1 protein-coding gene and 1 pseudogene are annotated in these 913 nt (G+C 61.2%); both read left to right on the top strand.

The genetic code is table 11. The annotated features are described in order from the left end of the window. On the top strand, nucleotides 1-589 hold a 589-nt coding region (locus V6C16_RS14310; protein WP_333543565.1), incomplete at its 5' end, for a M50 family metallopeptidase. After that, nucleotides 586-913: pseudogene (locus V6C16_RS14305) on the top strand (tRNA (adenosine(37)-N6)-threonylcarbamoyltransferase complex dimerization subunit type 1 TsaB); the annotation flags it as partial. The gene V6C16_RS14310 and the pseudogene V6C16_RS14305, both read left to right, overlap by 4 nt.

The raw sequence follows: 913 nt of genomic DNA, 5'->3' as shown, positions 1-913 counted from the left end.
TGACAGCGCCGCCCAGGCAGCGGACAAGGCCGCCGACATGCCCCCGAGCCTGCTGACGGTAGAAATCACGCCCGAGATGGCCGTACGCAAAACCATATTCGGCGAAGACGAAAAAGCCTGGCTTGTGGGCATACGCAACACCGGCGCCGCGCGCCTTGTGGAGCACGGTTTCTGGAGCGCGGCCGTGGCCGGGGCCAGCCAGACATCCAACATGCTTGCCCTGACCTGGAAAAGTTTTGTAAAATTGATTGAACGGGTAGTTCCCCTTGATCAGGTGGGCGGACCCATCATGATCATGCAGATGGTGGGCAAACAGGCCCATGAAGGCATGGCCGGGCTGTTGGCTCTGGCCGCGCTTATCAGTATTAACCTCGGGGTACTCAACCTCCTGCCCATCCCCGTGCTTGACGGCGGCCAGATCGTCTTTTGCCTGTGGGAAATGATCTTCCGCCGCCCTGTCAACGCCAGGGTGCAGGACTATGCCATGCGGGTCGGTCTGGCCCTGCTGGTGACACTCATGCTGCTGGCCACCTACAATGACATCTGGCGTATCGTGAAGGGGGCCGGCTGGTTCGGGAGCGGATCATGAGCGCATATTCCACCGGGCTTGAGCTTATTCTCAATGCAGCCGAGGGCGTACTGCAGATCATCGTCACCGATGACGAAAAACTGCTCTGCGCCCAGGAGTGGCGCAGGGCTGACCGTGCCACGGAAATTCTCGCTCCGGCGCTGAACAATATCTGCACAGCTCTTGACATAAGCCCGGCCGATTTCAGGCGTCTGGCCTGCGTACGCGGTCCAGGCTCCTTCACGGGCATACGGCTTGTGCTTGCCACGGCGGCCGCTTTGCGCAGGGCCGGAAAAGCCGGTGTAGCCGGGCTGGACTATATGCAGGCGCTAGCCACCACCGCCG

This window comes from Desulfovibrio sp. 1188_IL3213 (assembly GCF_036763145.1).
Classification (GTDB): Bacteria; Desulfobacterota; Desulfovibrionia; order Desulfovibrionales; family Desulfovibrionaceae; genus Desulfovibrio.
Note: the sequence above shows the minus strand (reverse complement) of the source record. Positions and strands in the feature narration are given on the sequence as shown.